17 protein-coding genes are annotated in these 18131 nt (G+C 63.9%); 8 read left to right on the top strand and 9 right to left on the bottom strand.

Annotated features, from left to right (window positions below; translation table 11 throughout):
* Nucleotides 1-437 precede the first annotated feature (437 nt).
* From KBP54_RS07720 to KBP54_RS07740, 5 genes are all read left to right on the top strand, one after another.
* Nucleotides 438-1592: an AAA family ATPase gene (locus KBP54_RS07720; RefSeq protein WP_256005233.1), complete on the top strand. Its 1155-nt coding sequence runs from the start codon at nt 438-440 to the stop codon at nt 1590-1592.
* A 150-nt stretch (nt 1593-1742) separates the two neighbouring features.
* Nucleotides 1743-1922 (top strand): DUF4177 domain-containing protein, encoded by a 180-nt coding sequence (locus KBP54_RS07725; protein ID WP_256005234.1) that lies wholly within the window; start codon nt 1743-1745, stop codon nt 1920-1922.
* Nucleotides 1923-2063: 141 nt separating this feature from the next.
* Nucleotides 2064-2435, top strand: a complete 372-nt coding sequence (locus KBP54_RS07730; RefSeq protein ID WP_256005236.1) for an iron chaperone — start codon at nt 2064-2066, stop codon at nt 2433-2435.
* Nucleotides 2436-2587: 152 nt separating this feature from the next.
* A complete protein-coding gene (locus KBP54_RS07735) occupies nt 2588-3772 on the top strand; it encodes an ATP-binding protein (RefSeq protein ID WP_256005237.1) in 1185 nt (394 codons plus the stop codon).
* Nucleotides 3773-3805: 33 nt separating this feature from the next.
* Nucleotides 3806-4651 (top strand): polysaccharide deacetylase family protein, encoded by an 846-nt coding sequence (locus tag KBP54_RS07740; protein ID WP_256005239.1) that lies wholly within the window; start codon nt 3806-3808, stop codon nt 4649-4651.
* Here KBP54_RS07740 and KBP54_RS07745 read toward each other — a convergent pair.
* The 3 genes from KBP54_RS07745 to KBP54_RS07755 are packed head-to-tail and all read right to left on the bottom strand — an operon-like array spanning nt 4648 to nt 6967.
* The gene (locus KBP54_RS07745) at nt 4648-5859 is read right to left on the bottom strand and encodes a cutinase family protein (protein WP_256005240.1); all 1212 of its coding nucleotides are present in this window, start codon (nt 5857-5859) and stop codon (nt 4648-4650) included. The genes KBP54_RS07740 and KBP54_RS07745 overlap by 4 nt on opposite strands.
* Complete coding sequence (locus KBP54_RS07750) at nt 5856-6440, bottom strand: GH25 family lysozyme (RefSeq protein WP_256005242.1); 585 nt, start codon at nt 6438-6440, stop codon at nt 5856-5858. Before KBP54_RS07750 ends, KBP54_RS07745 begins: the two co-directional genes overlap by 4 nt.
* Nucleotides 6440-6967 carry an NUDIX hydrolase gene (locus KBP54_RS07755; protein WP_070477922.1) on the bottom strand — a complete coding sequence of 176 codons (528 nt, stop codon included), beginning with the start codon at nt 6965-6967 and terminating at the stop codon, nt 6440-6442. The genes KBP54_RS07750 and KBP54_RS07755 overlap by 1 nt, the downstream gene beginning before the upstream one ends.
* Nucleotides 6968-7000: 33 nt before the next feature.
* On the opposite strand from KBP54_RS07755, the gene KBP54_RS07760 reads away from it, so the two are divergent.
* Nucleotides 7001-7729 carry a hypothetical protein gene (locus KBP54_RS07760; RefSeq protein WP_070477924.1) on the top strand — a complete coding sequence of 243 codons (729 nt, stop codon included), beginning with the start codon at nt 7001-7003 and terminating at the stop codon, nt 7727-7729.
* Nucleotide 7730: 1 nt separating this feature from the next.
* On the opposite strand, the gene KBP54_RS07765 is transcribed toward KBP54_RS07760, so the two are convergent.
* The 3 genes from KBP54_RS07765 to thrC are packed head-to-tail and all read right to left on the bottom strand — an operon-like array spanning nt 7731 to nt 10338.
* Nucleotides 7731-8756, bottom strand: a complete 1026-nt coding sequence (locus tag KBP54_RS07765; RefSeq protein ID WP_256001229.1) for a trypsin-like serine protease — start codon at nt 8754-8756, stop codon at nt 7731-7733.
* The gene (locus KBP54_RS07770) at nt 8746-8889 is read right to left on the bottom strand and encodes a hypothetical protein (RefSeq protein WP_168156175.1); all 144 of its coding nucleotides are present in this window, start codon (nt 8887-8889) and stop codon (nt 8746-8748) included. Before KBP54_RS07770 ends, KBP54_RS07765 begins: the two co-directional genes overlap by 11 nt.
* A gap of 3 nt (nt 8890-8892) precedes the next feature.
* Nucleotides 8893-10338: a threonine synthase gene (gene thrC / locus KBP54_RS07775; protein WP_256005244.1), complete on the bottom strand. Its 1446-nt coding sequence runs from the start codon at nt 10336-10338 to the stop codon at nt 8893-8895.
* A 71-nt stretch (nt 10339-10409) separates the two neighbouring features.
* Here thrC and KBP54_RS07780 point away from each other — a divergent pair, with 71 nt between their 5' ends.
* A complete protein-coding gene (locus tag KBP54_RS07780; RefSeq protein ID WP_256005246.1) occupies nt 10410-11738 on the top strand; it encodes an MFS transporter in 1329 nt (442 codons plus the stop codon).
* A 10-nt stretch (nt 11739-11748) separates the two neighbouring features.
* Here KBP54_RS07780 and KBP54_RS07785 read toward each other — a convergent pair whose 3' ends face one another.
* From KBP54_RS07785 to KBP54_RS07795, 3 genes are read right to left on the bottom strand one after another with little or no spacing between them, the layout of a single operon-like run.
* Entirely contained in the window at nt 11749-12054 is a 306-nt protein-coding gene (locus KBP54_RS07785) for a hypothetical protein (RefSeq protein WP_256005247.1), read from the bottom strand.
* A gap of 15 nt (nt 12055-12069) precedes the next feature.
* Nucleotides 12070-15114: a bifunctional [glutamine synthetase] adenylyltransferase/[glutamine synthetase]-adenylyl-L-tyrosine phosphorylase gene (locus tag KBP54_RS07790; RefSeq protein ID WP_256005249.1), complete on the bottom strand. Its 3045-nt coding sequence runs from the start codon at nt 15112-15114 to the stop codon at nt 12070-12072.
* 9 nt (nt 15115-15123) lie between these two features.
* Nucleotides 15124-16458, bottom strand: coding sequence for a glutamine synthetase family protein (locus tag KBP54_RS07795; RefSeq protein WP_256005250.1), 1335 nt, complete (start codon nt 16456-16458; stop codon nt 15124-15126).
* Between the two features lie 106 nt (nt 16459-16564).
* Between KBP54_RS07795 and KBP54_RS07800 the strand changes: the two genes are divergently transcribed.
* On the top strand, nt 16565-18115 hold the full coding sequence (locus KBP54_RS07800) for a CYTH and CHAD domain-containing protein (RefSeq protein WP_256005252.1): 1551 nt from the start codon (nt 16565-16567) through the stop codon (nt 18113-18115).
* Nucleotides 18116-18131 lie beyond the last annotated feature (16 nt).

The raw sequence follows: 18131 nt of genomic DNA on the forward strand, positions 1-18131 counted from the left end.
GTCACGGTTGCCGTGGGTTTTTCTTTGTCTTCTTCCTGTGCAGCGGACTTTTGCACCACATTCCCTCACGCGAAATCGGCGACCTGCGCATTTGCCGACGTCCCCTTCCCAAACCCAGGAATCTGGTGCGGGCCGCTTCGTGCCAGTGCCAAAAGACACAACACGTAACATCTAGCCCTTTTGTGACCTGCAGGAACGTGGAGGTCGAAATTCAAACTTGCGCCCCCTGTCACTACGCTTCAGGCCCGGACACCAAATTCCCCATTTCCCCCAGAAAGACTTGAGTATTTCCCCAGGTGGCCGAAGTCCGCGGACGGATTGTGGTGCACAGCTCACTCGCAAGAACCAGCGACATCCCCCGCTATACATACCTCCACACAAACCACACATTTCCACACAAACCACACAACTCCACACAAGAGCGCTAATGTGTAACTATGACGACCACGCAAAACCCTTTCCGTGCTTCGCTTGGGACTAGCCCTCCACTCCTAGTCGGCCGCGACGAAGTAATCGATGACTTCAGACTCGGGCTTGAAGAAGGACCAGGTGCACACGAACGCATCTCACTCCTCGTTGGCGCACGAGGTATTGGAAAAACTGCCCTACTCAACGAGTTAGAAGACACCGCAATAGACACTGGGTGGCTAACGTTTTCCGAAACGGCGACTGAGGGGTTCGTCGATAAGTTGAGAGACCAGCTTACAGAGTTTCTCGAGAGCGATGCGCCGACCCGAACCTCTTTTCAAGTTGGTCCGAGTGCTTTGCGTCTCAAGCATGAGTTCGAACGGCCTGCTCAAAGGCCACGTTCACTCCGTACTCTACTCACGGAGGTCCTTGACACGCTCGCGAACCACAGCAGGTTTAACCGCTCTGCAAGTGGTGTCTTAATTACGGTCGATGAGCTTCATTTCGTACATCATGATGAAATTGTTGAGTTCGCGACGGCTATTCAACACCTTGTTAGAGAAAACAGGGAAATCGCCGTCGTAATGGCAGGTATTCCAAGTTCGGTGAGACCTCTGCTTGCCAGTGACGAAGGGCGCAATCCAATCACTTTCTTAAGGCGTGCAAATCGCGTGGATCTCGGCCGACTCAGAGGTACAGAGGTCCGTGAGGGGCTCACAGTTCCCGTCCAACAGGCCGGACGCTCGTGGGACGAGGGAGCCCTTGTGTCAGCTGTCCAAGCTACTGGAGGTTATCCGTTCATGATCCAGTTGATTGGCAACTTCGCTTGGCGCTTTGAATCCTCTGACACAATTCAATTGGAGGCTACGGAGAAGGCGATTACTCGTGCACGGAAGAAACTCGGGCAACTTGTTCATGAACCAGCGCTCAACGATCTTTCTGCGGAGGATCGTAGGTTCCTTGCTGCAATGTCGCTCGATGATGGTGCCTCGAAAATCAGCGACGTCGCCAGCCGCCTCGAAGTGAGCGAACAACAAGCGTACAACTATCGACGCCGCCTTAGCGAAGCCGACTTAATCACTTACGACCGCGGCACCGCAGACTTCGCTCTCCCCTATCTGCGCGAGTACCTTCGCACCCATGTGGTCGCAGATATTCTTCGTCTGCCCGAGTTCGATGCCTAATTACCGGGATCGCTTTGATTTCTTAGAACGAAGGCTTGTTATGTGAAGCTGTGTTCTCCGGCGCTCGGATACCCCCGAAATGCCTAAAACTCACGAGCTAATCACATTAGGATTACGTGCACGAATCCAACCTACGTTGTACTGCAAGTGGTGCTCAAAGAAAAGCTCATGGGCACTGCCTCCAGAAATCTTTCCGAACTCGAAGACGTCATCAACACCCAGTGCGCGAAAGGCTATCGCCTGCACACCATCACCACCACCTCATCTGGCAGTAAAGGACTGCTCGGAGGCGACCGCGTGCAGGCAACCCTGGTCTTTGAAAGCCTGTAGGTAAGCACGCGTCGGGTACTCCCGTGACGCAGCGGTCCCTTGGATCGGGGTTATGGAGCAGGCTGCCTGACACTGCTTGGGTGGTTGCTGGGCGGACTTGTGTCGTGCACGGCACTGCCATCGCCTATGTTGGGACTGGTGGTGCTGAAAACACTTGACGAATTTCTAGCAACCGTTCCCGAAGGCGACAAGCGCGACCGGATGACCGACGTCATCGACTGGGCGCACAGTAACTACCCAGATCTCGAGCTACAGATCAAATGGAGCCAGCCGATGTTTACGCTCGGCGACACGTATATCGTCGGGTCTTCGGTGGCGTCGAAACACATGGCCATCGCACCTGAGCAAGCAACGATCACGCATTTCCAGCCAGAGCTCGAAGCCCTGGGCGCAGACTTCACGAAGAATATCATCCGCCAGCCTTGGGGCTCCCCTTTCAACTTCGAGCTGCTCGGCGAGCTCGTTGACTACCAGATTGCCACCAAACGTGGCATGACCAGCTTCTGGAGGTAGCACATCTCAGGAAGGTCCACCGATCTCAGAACTACCGCAATGACCAACAATAACAGTCAACATGTTAGGGATTTGGTAAGTCGCACTTTAGTGATTTGGTAGATTGCACTTTAGGGATTTGGTAAGTCGCACTTTAGGGATTTGGTGAAATAGTGTTCATTCCGAGGGAATTGGGACAGCATCTTGAGCAACTGGCTTCGTGGTTTCCGATCGTGAGCGTGACCGGACCACGGCAAAGCGGAAAATCGACGTTGATTCGTGAACAGTTCCCTGATTTCACCTATCTCAATCTCGAAGACCCAACGCTACGCGCGTTAGCCACCGAGGATCCCACGGGCTTTATCCATGATCGTGGCTCTGCCCTCATCATCAACGAGGCTCAATATGCGCCCGAGCTTTTCTCGGCCCTGCAGGTCATTTCGGACGAACGAGGCACACCTGGACAATACGTGCTCTCTGGCTCGCAGAACTTCCTCCTCATGGAGAAGATCTCGCAAAGTCTAGCCGGAAGAGTCGGCATCACCCACCTGCTTCCACTCTCTTTCCGGGAGGCACTCACCGCACGACCCGACATGAGCGCTGAAGATTTCATGGTTCACGGTGGGTATCCGCGCCTTTATCAAGTAGATATGCCACCGGAGATCTACTACCAGAACTACCTCCGCACATACGTCGAACGAGACGTCACACAGTTACTCAATGCTCAGAACACGGACGCCTTCCAAATGATGATGAAACTGATGGCCCTTAATGCCGGCAACCTCATCAACTACACCGGACTGGCTCGCGAACTCGGCGTCGCGTTTGCGACCGTGAAGAACTGGGTAAGCATCCTGGAATCCAGCTTCATCGTGTTCACACTGCGTCCTTTTCACATCAATTCCCGTAAGACGCTGACGAAGACCCCTAAGTTGTACTTTTACGACACTGGACTGCTCTGCCACCTCCTCGGTATCCGCACAAAAATAGACCTCGTGAACTCCCCGGCTTTCGGCGCGGTGATGGAAAACCTCATCGTGGCAGAAACAGCCAAGTGCTACCACCACCAAGGGATAGCCCCTGACCTGTATTTCTATCGCGATGACAGCAAAGTTGAAGTAGACCTCCTTGACATGACGCACGAGCCACGCGCTGTTGAAATAAAGTCCTCCGCAACGTTTCGCTCGCGCCACGGGAGAAACCTCGCCACGGTTGGCAGCCAGTTGGACATTGAACCGACGCAGCGCTGGGTGGTCTACCGTGGCGAGCACGGCCAACAATTGGAAGAGTTCAAGGTGGTGCCCGTTGTCGAGTACCTGCGTCAGGATTTCGCGAGTCCTTCAAACCGGGTACTCTGACACGCGTACTAACTCTGGATGGTGGTGTAAGCAATGCGCAAAGTCGTATCCACGCTCGTTGCGGTGGCGGTACTGTTCACAGCACCGCACGCGGCCGCGAACCCGCTCGCGGGCAGCTCACAGGCGTTCTCGCAGTCCAGTTCCCAGGCTGGTGAGGAGCTCCGCACGGCTATCTATCGGGCGCTGCCTCCGCAGGCGCGCAGCCATCCGTGGGCGCAGCAGCTTGCTCCGGCACCTGCGCCTAGCGCGCCGACGCCTGCACAGGATCAACCTGCGGACTGTTCCAACTGCGTGGCCGTCACGTTCGACGACGGTCCGGCTGCCTCCACGAATCAGGTGTTGGATATCCTTGCTCGCAAGCACGCCACGGCGTCGTTTTTCATGCTGGCGCCGAAGGTCCGCGCGAACCCGGGCGTCGTGAAGCGGATGCGGGCTGCCGGTCACACGGTAGCCAGCCACACTGCCACGCACCGTGACTTGACGAGGCTTTCGCAGCCGGAGGTGCGTCGCGAAGTGGAGGAGGGCTCCCGCGCGATTGCTGATGCCACTGGTGCCTCCCCGCGGTTTGTCCGCCCGCCGTATGGGGCGCTCAACGCGACGGTGTCCGAGGCGGCGCGGGTGCAGGGTCAGGCGGTGGTCTTGTGGGACGTCGATACGCTGGATTGGAAGCACCGCGACCCGGCGCGGACGTGCAAGACTGCGGTTGACCAGGCACGGGCCGGGTCGATCGTGTTGATGCACGACATCCACCCGACGACGGCCCAAGCCGTGGAGTGCGTGATCGACGGCCTGCGGGCGAAGGGGCTGCGGCCGGCGAGCCTGGATCAGATGGTGCCGCAGCCGGTGTCCGGTAAGACGTACACCATAAGGAATAGTTAGCTCGCCTGCATCCGGGCGACCATGTCGTGGGCGATCCACGACTCTACTGACTCGCCGTCGATGGTCCACGCGGGGTGGTCGCCGCCCTCGAAGTAGGACAGGTGGTGGGGCATCATGTTCATCACGTGCGGGATGAGGTCAATCAGTGGCATCGGGATCTGAGGAACGCCTAGCCCGGCGGCCATCGGCAGCAGTTCCTGCGCGGCCACGTGGAGCAGCACGCCCAACCCGGTGATGTCTTCTCCCGAAAACGGCGGTGTCTCCCCCGCATATTCCTGTACTACATGAGACACGGCAGCTAACTCCCACGCCAGTGCAAGCAGCGTAGCAATCGGGTTGTGCCCGAAGTCCTTGAAGCCACGCCCGGCAAGTTTGTGCAGCGGGGCTGCGGCGGGCTGGGCGAGGCGCACGCCGACGCGCTGCGCCAACCCGTCGTGCTGCGTGGCGCAGGCGAGGTCGTTGCTGTGGCAAAACGTGAGTACCTCAGCCTCAGCGTCGTGGAAGCTGGTGCGGCGTGGCCCGGTGAGACCCGAGACGTCGCTAGCAAGGCGTACGCCGTCGAGCGGGATGAGGATTTCGCCGTTCTCGCCGCGGACGCCACGCGCGCCGGTGACTGTTTCCGCCGTGTGGTAGGTGGTGCGGCTGCGCCCCGGATCCGCGATAAGGTAGGCCGCGACAAGGCTCGGGTCGGGGGACTCCGCCACGAGGTCCCCGAGCAGGCCAGCCCCTTGCGAAAACCCGAGGAACAACACCTTCGTGTCCGGGCATGCGTCGTGGAGCGTGGCGAGGTGCGTGCGCACCGCCTGCTTACCCGTATCCAGCGATGCCCCGTACGGCAACGCCATGTTCGTCCTGGTCTCCCCCAGCGTCCCAAGCACGCCAACCGACGCCGTGTACGGCACCTGCCACGTGGACACGCTCCCGCCAGCTGCTTCGACGTCAGCGAGCAGGGTCGACCCCGGTCGCAGCCCGCGCACGCGTAGCGGGTCGTCGCCCTGGTTGGAGTCCCCGGTGCCGGCGGCGATGACAAGCTCGTAATCGGTACAGCGCGAAGGTGGGGCCGAGATGTTGCGCTCGAAGGCCTCGAGCGGGGCCGTGGGCAAGGGCTCGCTATCCCCTTTCCCCAGCAGCTGCGCGTTGGCGGGTGGTGTCACAACGCATCCGACGCACACCACGACTGCCAACACGGCGCGCACACCCTTCATCATGCTTGCCTCCATGCGTTGAGGTCCACCGTGAATCCCCCGATGAAGCCGCGGGAGGTGTACTGCCACACCTCGGGGGTGCCCATGCCGAGCGGGGACGGCCAGGCGTCGGCACCGGGGAAGGCTGGGTCGTTGGAGCCCCAGTCGGCAAGCCAGAGAGCGCCGAACTGGGAGGGGCTGGCCAAGCGCATGTATCGACGCCAATACCAGGCATTCGTGTAAACGCCAGCAACGCGCACCCCGAACCGTTGAAAGGTGTCGTAGGCGCAGCGGACGTCGGAAAGTGTGAGCCCAGCGGGGCTTTCCACGTCGAGCCACATCGGGCACTTGATGGCGCCGGGGGCGCGCTGGAGTACCTCGACGCTGGCCTCCACCTGCTCGGCCACGCTGGTTCCCTCGGAAGGGCTGCGCAGGAAGTGGTAGGTGGACACGTTGAGGTCGGCGGAGTGGGCGTCGATAAAGAGGTCGGAAAACGCGTGGTCCTGGTAGGTGCCGTCGGTGGTGCGGATGATGGCGAAGTCGAGCGGGCAGGCGGTGAACTCAAAGCCTGCCTGGTGCTCGGATACGTCGACGCCGAACCGCATTAGTTGCGCTTGCTAAAGCCCATGCGTGGCTGGAAGCCCTCGGGGCGCTTGCGTTGGGCGGCGGCGTCGCCGATGACGAGGCGCCACTTCGCGTCCGTGACCGGCATGTGGGAGAGCGGGAACCAGCCGACGTCGATGGATTCGTCGTCACCGACGACTGGCTCCTGAGAGGGGTCGACGGCTTCGAGGCGGATCTGCGTCGACATGTAGCTTGCGACGTCCCCATTGTCGTGTGTGACGGGGCCGATGGCGCCGACACCGAGGATCGCTGCCGGGGTGGCCTTGATACCGGTCTCTTCGAGAACCTCGCGCACCGCGGCGTCGTGGGCGTCCTCACCCGGGTCGGCGATGCCGGTCACGGGCGTCCACTCCTCGTTGTCCGCGCGGCGGACGAGGAGCACTTCGGGCACTGCCCACGGGGTGTCCGCGGTGGAATCCCGCAGCACGACGGCGCATACGGAGGGAACCCACATTGGGTCGGTTCCGATCTTCTTTCGGGTCTGCACGATGAACTCGGGTATAGGCATGGGTTCAAGTGTACTTCGGTTACTATTTACGGCATGTTGCACACCACCACTGATGACTCCGCACAGTCTGTCGCTTTGCTTCGCCGGGTGCCAACTGCACTGTTTGTGGCGGTGTACGGAGCGCTCGTGGTGGTGCTGGCCTCGCTGGCAGTCGCGTTGTACGCCTACCAGCACAACGCTCCACAGGAGACTCGGTTGCAGCGCGAACTAGTGTTTCAGCCCGAGGCACCGCAGGCCGACATCGCGTCGATAGAAGCGAGCATCCGGCCGTACCTGATCGCGAACGCGGAGGTGCACGAAGCACACCGCGGCGCAGCGCTGCGCGGCAACATCACGGATACCGCGGTGCAAGACGTGGACTCGTTCTCGGGCCACCTCTCACGCCTGCTGCAGCAGAACTGCATCCCCGGCGTCGAGCTGCGCACGGGCAGCAACCTCAACGTGAGTTTGTGGGACTACTGCCACGAAGCGCCCGCACCAGAATCGATTGCGCAGCAAATGCGCCTCGCGCTGAGTTACGACGCCGACTTCGTCGGGTTCCTGCACTACCCGTTCGGACAGAAAGTCAAGGTAACGTGGATGAACGTGGCCGACGAGGCTGATCGCGACAGCCTCATCGCAATGTGGGAGGAAGTCGGCCTGCCCGACGGCTTCGTCGAGGTGATTTACCAGGCCTACGGAGCTGGCGAAGTGACCACGCTCGAGATTGATGACAAGGGCAAGCACGACTTGCAGACGAACCCGACGCCCGATACGCAGTAGCTCACCACTGCTGTTCGACCCACTGGGCGTCCGGCACGACGCGCTCGATGACGCTCAGAATTTGATCAACGTTGGAGTAGGACATCATGATCGGGTCCTCCATGCCTTCCCAGCACTCCTCTCCTGAACGGTCGGCTTCCGTCCCGGAGACCACGCCGATGATGGTGGCGCGCCCATTCACGTCTGCGAAGACGGGGCCGCCCGAGTCGCCGGAGGAGGCGCAGACGCCTGCGATGTCGCCGCGGGACTCACGCTGTTCTTCGTCGTCGTGGGCGGTCACGATCTGGACGCGGCTCGCGGCCTCGAAGTGGCCACAGGTGTAGCCGGTCGTCCCGCCCGTTTTGCAGACGCGGTCAACGGGGCCGATCTCGGCACCGACGCCTGTCGGGATCGGGTCGCCGACGAGCGGCACAGCGCGGTCCGTGTCGTAGATCTCGATAATGCCGACGTCGATGCGCTCCGCCTCTGGGTCCTCTACATCAGGGGTGTAAAGCCCGGAGTAGATAAACCTACCGACTTCCTGCGAATAGTCGTTGGTGTCCGAGGCCCCTTTCGGCCACACCAGGTTGCCTTCACGCCCGCAGTGCCCGGCGGTGACGGCGTAGGAGCGGCCGTCGGCACCCGAGAACGTGAACGCGACGGTGCAGGACTGCGCGGTGAAGCGCTCCCCCGGCTCCGGGTAGTGGTCCGTGGACTGGATCAGCGAGCCCGGCGCCCACGGTGCGAACTCGGGCACCAGGATCCGGTTGCCCGTTGCCGCGGCAGGCGGTTGCTCCCCGGGTCGCTGGACGGCTTCCTGGGCTTGGCGCTCCTCGGCGGTGCGCGTGTCTATTTCAGAGGTGTGCAGGCCCAGCCACACCGCCATCCCGACCAAGCACAGCGCGGTGACGATGACGGTAAACCACGCGGCACCACCTAGCCCGCGACGAGGCGCCGACTGCCCTACTGGGGCGACCGGCTCCGGGAACGTCCACTGTTGCCCGTCTTCGGGCTGGTATTTTTTGGCGAGGTCGCCGCTACTGCTCATCGCCCGCTTCATCGTCAGCGAAGGCGGGGTCGCCCTTGGCAGCTTCTTCCTTCTGAATCTTCATGTCTCGGATGAACTTCTCGGGGTCGAACTCGGTGAAGTACTCCGGGCCTGCGAACTGTTCCTGTGCCATGTGCTACTTCCCTTCGATGGAGTCTTGGATAAAGGCTTTCACGGCGTCGGCGTCATTCGGCAATTCGGTGACGTGCCGTGGTTGGTCCATGATGCCACGGAAGCGCTCGGGCACCTCCGGCTGGGTGCCGGTGGCCTCGACGATGGTCTCGGCGAACTTCACCGGCAGCGCCGTCTCAAGCACGACGACAGGAGTGTTGACGTCACCGCTGACAGCACGAGCGGCGTGGACACCGTCGGCGGTGTGCGGGTCAATCAGCACGCCGGAGCGCTCCTGGACCTCGCGAATGGTCGCCACGCGGTCAGCGTGGGTGGACGAGGAGGAACAGAAGCCGAACGCGTCGCGGATGCGGGCCAGGACGTCTGCGCCGCCGAAGTCCTCGGCGTCGAAGCCGCCGTTGTTCACCTTGGTGCCGAAGAGCTCGCCGGTCAGCGCGGCGTCTCGCCCGACGGCGTCGAACATCATGCGCTCGAAGTTCGACGCCTTCGAGATATCCATGGACGGCGAGGACGTCGCCTGGGTCTCTGCCGCGCTGCGCGGGCGGTACTGGCCGGTGCGGAAGAACTCGTCGAGGACGTCGTTCTCGTTGGTAGCCACGATCAGGCGGTCAACGGGCAGGCCCATCCGCTTGGTGATGTAGCCCGCGCACACGTCGCCGAAGTTGCCGGTTGGCACCGAGAAGCTCACCTTCTGCGAGTTGCTCTCGGTCACACGCAGGTAGGTAGAGATGTAGTAGACCGTCTGGGCCAACAGGCGTGCCCAGTTAATGGAGTTGACGGCGCCGATGGCGTACTTCGCCTTAAAGTCGGCGTCGCCGTTGACGGCCTTGACCACGTCCTGGCAGTCGTCGAAGACGCCGTCGAGGGCGATGTTGAAGATGTTCGGATCGTCCAGGCCGAACATCTGGGCCTGCTGGAACGGCGTCATCCTGCCAGCTGGGGTGAGCATAAACACGCGGATGTTGTCGCGGCCGCGCATCGCGTACTCGGCAGAGGAACCGGTATCGCCGCTGGTAGCGCCCAGGATGTTCAGGTGGCGGCCGCGACGGCCCAGCTCGTATTCGAAGAGCTCGCCGAGCAGCTGCATCGCCATGTCCTTAAACGCCGCGGTTGGCCCCTCGGAGAGGTGTGCCAGCCACAGGTCGTCCTCGAGTTTGGTCACGGGGACGATGGCGGCGTCGTTAAATACGGGGGTGCGGTAGGCGCGGGCGGTGATCGCTTCGATGTCGGCGTGCGGGATGTCGTCGATAAAGAGCTTGAGCACCTCGGCGGCGAGTGCCGCGTACCCGCGCTCGGCGAGCAGTGTGCGCCAGCTGTCGAGCTGCTCGGGGCTCAGCTGCGGGTACTCCACGGGAAGGAACAAGCCGCCATCCGGGCTTAAGCCCGTGAGCAGGATGTCGGTGAACTTGTAGGTTGTGCCTGCGGTATCGCGCGTTGAAATGTAATCCACGGTTGCACAGTCTACGTGACGCACCGGACCCGCATGCCGGATTGCACAGCCAAAGGAGTACGTTATACCGCATGCCCCATTCCAACTCCCCTGTCTCCCAGACCAACGACCCACAGCAGCGCGTCACCCGGCGCGCCCTTTTTGTGTGGTTCGCTGCGGTCGCGGTGTACGTGGTCGCCATCTTGGGTCGCACATCCTTCGGTGTCGCGGGTGTTGAGGCGATCGACCGCTTTGGTATCGACGCTTCTCGGATCGCAGTGTTCACCGCAGTGCAGGTTGGTGTGTACTCGTTGGCGCAGATCCCGACCGGGGTGCTCATCGATAGGCAGGGTCCGCGCTTCATGCTGATCGTCGGCGCGCTCGTGATGGCGGTGGGCCAGATCCTGCTCGGGTTTACGTCCTCCTACCCTGTCGCACTTGCGGCGCGCGTGCTCATCGGCGCGGGCGACGCCACGGCGTTCCTGGCGGTGATGCGTATCCTGCCGAGCTGGTTCCCTCCCCGCAAGACGCCGCTGTTTACGCAGCTGTCCACTGCGATTGGGCAGATGGGTCAGTTCCTGTCCGCGGTGCCGTTCTTGGCGCTGCTGCATGCAAAGGGCTGGCAGGTCGCGTTCGTCTCGCTCGGTGCGGTCGGGGTGCTCGTGGCGCTCGCCGCGGTGGTCGCAGTGGCGGACGCTCCCACGAAGCCTGGCGAGGAGGCTGCGGCAAAAAGTGCAAAGGTGCCGCTTCGCACCACGCTCTCGACGGTGGTGCGCTCACCGGTGTGCTGGGAGGCCTTCTTCATCCACGGGTTCTCCATCTTCCCGATGGTCACTTTCACCCTGCTGTGGGGTGTGCCGATGATGACGCTCGGCATGGGCCTGAACGAGCAGGAGGCCGGCACGGTGCTCATCGTGCTGACGGTGTGCATGATCGTCGCGTCGCCGGTGCTCGGTGCGGTCTCTGCACGCCTGGGCGTGCGCCGTGACATGGCGGTCATCGTGCTGTGCTCGCTGACGCCGCTGATGTTTTTGTGGTTCTTTTCGACGTCCACTCCGCGCGGCTTCGGCGCGATCCTGGCGGTGGTGATCGTGATGGGCACGGTGGTGCCCGCGTCCAACTTCGGCTTCGATAACGTGCGCGAACACGTGCCACCCGCCATGGTGGCGACCGGCACCGGCCTGGCCAACATGGGCGGGTTCACATCCTCCATGGTGGCAGCCCAGGCGGTGGGGATTTTGCTGGACCACTCGGCAGATTCGGTGCAGTACACGTGGGAGGACTTCCAGTACGCCTGGATCGCGGTCTACGTGCTAGCGGCCCTGCTGATGGTGGGCCTGCTCGTGGCGCGGGCGAAGGCGCAGCCGCAGATGCGCCGACTCAAGATCGTCGAGCAGGCGCCACCGCGGGCTGCGAACTAAGAACACCCCGCTAGCGCCGCGGCGGTTCCTGACGCCCGGTCAGGATGTCCACGACGGAGCGGATGGCGGCGTCGCCAAGCTGCGGCAGCGCCGTGGCGCCCGGAGAAGAGGTCGTCGGGTGTTCCTCGTGGGCGCGCTCGGGCACGCGCTGCTGGTGTGCATCCGCGCTATCTGGTTCAACAGCGATGCTCAGCGTGGAATCTTCCAGCTCGAGTGCGGTGTCGGAGGTGACGCCGGCGACGCGGGCGGCGTCGACAAGCGCGACGAGGTCCGCGAACGTTGCATTATGAAGGTCAATTGAGATCTGTACAGCCATGGGCACCAGCATAAGTTATTCGAACTCGTGCGACGGGGCCTCGCCCCAGAACACCTCCTCGACCACGCGGTATGCGCGGCGGGTGGTGCGCCGGTAGTCCTCCAGGAACTGCTGTTGGTGCTCCGGGCTGTAGCCCGCGGAGCCTGCGACGGGGCCGAGCTGTGTGCCCGGCGCGGGCAGCTGGTCGGTGCGCTTGCCGGTGACGAGCACGATGGCGTTGCGGGCCCTGGTGGCCATCAGCCAGGCCTCGCGCAGTTGGCGGGCCTGCTGTGGCGCGATGACCTGCGGTCGGTCGTCGTTTGGGTCGGCGAGGTAGTCGAGGGCCTCCAGCGTGGAGGTGGTGTGCAAGGCCGGGTGGGTGTGCGCGTGCATCATGGTGAGCAGCTGCACGGTCCACTCGACGTCGGCGAGCGCCCCGCGGCCCAGCTTGGTGTGGGTGGCGCGGTCCGCCCCGCGCGGCAGGCGCTCGTTATCCACGCGCGCCTTGATGCGGCGGACCTCCCTGATGTCGCGCTGGCTGGCACCCCCCGGCGGGTAGCGCACTGGGTCGATGACGCGGAGGAAGTCCGCGCCGAGGTCCCGGTCACCGGCGATGGTGACGGCGCGCAGCAGCGCCTGGCGCTCCCACACCTCGCCCCACTCGGTGTAGTAACGCTCGTAGGACTCCACCGTGCGCACCACCGCGCCAGAGCGCCCCTCGGGGCGCAGTCCGAGGTCGACCTCGAGGGGTGGGTCGGCGCTCGGCTTGGCCAGGCGCGCGCGCATCGCCTCAATGACCTTGGCGGCCCACACGGTTGCTTCGTGGTCGTTGTAGCCCTCGTTGGCTGCGGCAACCACCATCACGTCCGCGTCCGAGCCATAGCCGAGCTCCGCCCCGCCGAGTCTGCCCATCCCGATCACAGCGATGCGCGCCGGCGTTGGGCGCTCGGGGTCCTGGTGCTGGGCGCGCATCTCTGCGGCGAGCGCGGCGCGCAGAACGGCGTCCCACACGTAGGTGAGCTCCTCGCAGACCTGGCGCACCTCCATGAAGCCGAGCAGGTCGGCAGCGGCGATGCGCGCGAGCTCCGCCCGACGCAGCGAACGCGCCACCGACACCGCGCGGTCCGGGTCCTCGTAGCGCCCGGCGGCTGCGACGATCGCCTTCTCCACTTGGTCGGGCGCCGCCTCGATGAGGCGCGGACCCGAGGAGCCGTCGCCAAAGAGTTTGACCACCTCAGGGGCCGCGATGATCAGTTCGGAGGCGTACGGGCTGGTGCCCAAAATCTGCATGAGACGCTGGCTAACCACGCCCTCGTCGCGCAGCATGCGCAAAAACCAGCTCTTGTCCTCCGCGGCCTCCGAAAGCTTGCGGTAGTTCAACAAGCCCGCGTCCGGGTCCGCGGTGCCACCCAGCCAGTGCATCAGCGACGGCAGCAGGATCGCCTGCAACTTCGCCCGGCGCGAGGTGCCCTTCACCAGCGCGGTGAGGTGGTCGTGGGCGCGGGCCGGGTGGCGGTAGCCGAGTGCGGCGAGCTGGGCCTTGACGGCGTCGGCGCTCAAGGTGGCCTCGCCGTAGCTCAGGTTCACCACAGCGCTGAGCAGCGGGCGGTAGAAGATGCGCTCGTGCAGGTTGGCCACGGTGAAGCGGACCTGCTTGAGGCGGGCGCGCAGCGCCTCAGTGGCGGTCGCGCGCGGGCCGGTGCGGAAGCCCGAGGTGCGCGCGAGCCACCGCATCGCCTTCGCGTCGTCCGGTTTGGGCAGCTGGTGGGTGCGCTTGAAGCGGGTGAGCTGCAGTCGGTGCTCGAGCAGGCGGAGGAACTCGTAGGCGTCGATCAGCTTGGCGCCGTCCTCGCGGCCGATGTAGCCGCCGTCGGTAAGCACCTGGAGCGCGTCGACGGTGTTCTTCACCCGGATGCTCGGGTCGATGCGCCCGTGCACGAGTTGGAGCAGCTGGACGGCGAATTCGACGTCGCGAAGCCCGCCGCTGCCGAGCTTGAGCTCGCGCTCGCGCAGGTCTTTCGGCACGTGCTCGAGCACGCGCCTGCGCATCGCCTGGACGTCCTCGACGAAGCTTGTGCGTTGCGACGCCTCCCAGACCAATGGGCGCAACGCCGCGATGTAGCGCTGCCCCATCTCGGCGTTGCCTGTCATCGGACGGGCCTTGAGCAGTGCCTGGAACTCCCAGGTCTGCGCCCAGCGCTTGTAATACGTCAGGTGGCTGTCAACGGTGCGCACGAGCGCGCCGGACTTGCCCTCGGGGCGGAGGTTGGCGTCGACCTCGAAGAAGCACGCGGTGCCAAGCTGCATCACGGTGCTGGCGGTCTTGGTTGCCGGGGCTGTGGCTGGTTCGGCGACGAAGATGACGTCGACGTCAGAGATGTAGTTCAGCTCGCGGGCGCCGCACTTGCCCATCGCCATGATCGCGAGGCGGGAGTCGGGGTCGTCGTCGCCGTAGGTTTCGCGGATGGCGACGGCCAGCGCTGCGGTCAGGGCGGCGTCGGCAAGCGTGGTGACGTACTCGGTCACCTCGCGGTAGCCCACCTCACCTGCGAGGTCCGAGGCGGCGATGCGCATCATGAGGGTGAGGTAGTGCTCGCGAAGCGGTGCGGTGGCGCTGGCGTGGCGCGACCACTCCTGCCCCGCGCGGTAGGTGCCGGGGGTGGTCAGGTCCTCGCTTGCTGTGTCGCCCTCGAGGCCCGCCGGCGCGGCGTCGACGGCCGCGAGCATCGTGCGGAAGAGCTCCTCACTGCCTGGGAGCGGCTCGAGCAGGCTGCACCAGCGCTGCGGGTGCGCCACCAGGTGGTCGGACAGCGCCGTGGAGCCGCCGAGCAGCGCGAACAGCCGGGTGCGGAACTGGCCGTCGGCCGCCAGGTGGGACTGCACGTCCTGCCAGGATGGGGCGTCGTCAAGCGCGCTGAAGAGACGGTAGAGCGTGTTGAGCGCCAGGTCTGGATCGCCGGCGTCGGCAAGCGCTGCGAGCACCTTCGCGTCGGTGATGCCGAGCGTGGCTAAGTCCTCGGCGGCGCGGGGGCTGGTCAGCCCGAGCTTCGCAGGGTTCGGCAAGGGTGCATCTGCAGACATGGTGTTTCCTTAAAGGTCGATGCCGCTTTCGATCTCCCACGGGGTGATCTGGGAGGTGTAGGCGTGGTACTCGTCCCACTTCGAACGCAGGAAGAACTCGAAGACCTGCTCCCCGAGCACTTCCGCCATAAACTCGGAGCGCTCCAGGTGGCGCAGCGCCTGGTCGAGCGAGTTCGGCAGGTCGCGGTACCCCATCGCGCGGCGCTCCCGGCGAGTCAGCGCGAATACGTCGTCGCGGCTTGGCTCGTCGAGCTCGTACTCGCCCTCGATGCCGCGCAGGCCCGCTGCCAGCACCGCCGCGTACGCAAGGTAAGGGTTACAGGCGGAGTCCAACGAGCGGACCTCGATGCGGCGCGAGTCCGCCTTGTGCAGGCGGTAGGTGGGCACGCGCACCATCGCGGAGCGGTTGGACACGCCCCACGTCGCCGCGGTCGGCGCCTCGGAGCCGAACTGGAGGCGCTTATACGAGTTGACCCACTGATTGGTCACCGCGGAGATCTCGTTGGCGTGCTCGATGATGCCCGCGACGAACTGGCGGCCCGTCTTGGACAGCGAAATCTCATCGTCCGGGTCGTGGAAGGCGTTGGTCTCCCCCTCCCACAGCGAGAAGTGGGTGTGCATCGCGGAACCATCCATGTCCGCGAACGGCTTTGGCATGAACGTGGCGTGCACGCCGTTGGCTTCCGCGACGGTCTTCACGATGTAGCGGAAGGTGACCACGTTATCGGCCATGGTCAGCGCGTCGGTGTGCCGCAGGTCGATCTCCTGCTGGCCGGCGCTGGCCTCGTGGTGGGAAAACTCAGTGACAATGCCCATGTACTCCAACGCGGCGATCGCCTGGCGGCGCAACTTCGGCGCCTCGTTGCGCTTCGCCTGGTCGAAGTAGCCGCCCTTGTCCGCCGGCACCGGGTCCTCCCCAGGCATGTTCTGCTTGAGCACGTAGTACTCGATCTCGGGGCTGGCGTTGAACTCGAAGCCGAGCTCGCGCGCGTGCGTCATCTGGCGGCGCAGTACCTGGCGCGGGTCCGCGTAGAGCGGGTCGCCGTCCGGCATGGTGATGTCGCAGAACATGCGGGCGGTCTGCAGGCCGGTGCCTTCGTCGAACGGCAGCGGCTGGAAGGTAGAGGGGTCCGGGCGCAACAAGGTGTCGGACTCGGAGATGCGGGAGAAGCCCTCGATGGAGGAGCCGTCGAAGCCCACGCCCTCGTCGAAGGCGGCCTCAAGTTCGGCGGGGCTCATCATGACGGTTTTCAGGGATCCGAAAATGTCAGTGAACCACAGGCGGATGAACGCGATGTCGCGCTGTTCAACCATGCGAAGTACGTTTTCCTGTTGCGTGTCCATAGTGTTGTACCCTACTGCGCCTGCGCTCATGCCGCCGCGAAAGTGGGCGAACGCGTTAGACTTTGCGGTGACCGCACATGCTTCGTGTTGAAAGTAGGGCTTCGCCGTGGCTGCACCACATGAGTACGTAGAAATTGAGATCAAGTTAGCTGTCGACGACTCCACCGCCGTCCCCGACATGCGGCAGCTGCCGGGGGTGTCCGCACTCGCGAGCACGAGCCACCAGCAGCTCTCCGCAATCTACTACGACACGGCTGACCTGCGCCTGACACGCGAGAAGATCACGCTGCGCCGCCGCACGGGAGGCCCGGACGACGGCTGGCACATGAAGATTCCAGCGGGTCAAGGCCGCACCGAGCTACGCTGCCCACTGCAGGACCCGCACACGGTCCCGCAGGAGCTTGTCGACGCCGTCCGCGCCATCGTGCGCCGCCACCCGCTGCAGCCCATTGCCCAGGTGGACAACCACCGCGTGGAAACCATCCTCGCCGACGAGGAAGGCCCGCCCGTCGCCGAGTTTTGCGACGACCACGTCTCCGCCCGCTCCCTGCTACCAGGGGGTTCGCACACCACTTGGCGTGAGTGGGAACTCGAACTCACGGAGCAGGTCGCGGGCACCAACGCAGGTGCGTCCCTGCTGCGCCAGGCGGAGCGCTACCTGCTCTCCTCCGGCGCTCGCCCGTCCTCCTCGCCGTCGAAGCTGACGTCCGCGCTCGGGGACTCGTTGGCGAAAGCTCCGCTGCCTCCGCACCTCACCGAGGCACACCTGCCTGCGGATTCCCCGCTGCATTCCCTGTTAACTTCCGTACGCACGCTTCGCGACACCATCGTCCACGGCGACCGCGCCGTACGCGCCGACCAGTGGGACTCGGTGCACCAGCAGCGAGTGGCAATCCGGGAGCTGCGCTCCATCCTGCGCACCTTCGACGGGCTCGTGCAGGGCGATGCGTTTTCGAAGATCGAGAAGGAACTCAAGCACGTCGCGGGCGTGCTCGGGGTGGCGCGCGACGCTGAGGTGGTGCACGCCCGGTGGTTGCAGCTGCTCGACACTGACGACTCCGGCTGCATGGATGATGCTGCCGCAGCCCACCTGCGCGAGGATATGCACAGCGTGTACAAGCTCGCGCACCGCAACATCGTCAACATGTGCAACAGCGACGCCTACCTCAACCTTCTCGACGCCATCGATGGACTCATCGCAAACCCTCCCCAGGTGCGCGAGGGCATCAAGGACAACGACGAGGCCCTGGCCCGCCACGTGCGCAAGGCATATAAGAAGCTGATGAAGCGCCACGCCAAGGTCGACGACCGCTACCACGACACGTCACTGCCGCGCGCGAAGCGCGAGGCCTACGTGCACGACGTACGCAAGGCCGCCAAGCGGCTGCGCTACGCAGCGGCAGCCACCGGCGACCCGAAGTTCAAGCGCCTTATCAAGGCCTGCAAGCGCCTGCAATCAATGCTGGGTGACTTCCAGGACTGCGCGACCTCGCGCGAGGAGCTGCTGGTGCTTGCGAAGCTGGCGCGCCAGCGCGACGAGGACGTGTTCGCCTACGGCATGTGCTTCCAACGCGAACTCCGCGACGGTGAAAAGGCACTGCGCGGCTACTTCGGCGCGATCCGCGAAGTAAAGAAGGCGGCACAGAAAGCCCTGTAAGTCCTGTAAGTCCTGT

It is taken from the genome of Corynebacterium pseudogenitalium, assembly GCF_024453815.1.
Lineage (GTDB): Bacteria > Actinomycetota > Actinomycetes > Mycobacteriales > Mycobacteriaceae > Corynebacterium > Corynebacterium pseudogenitalium.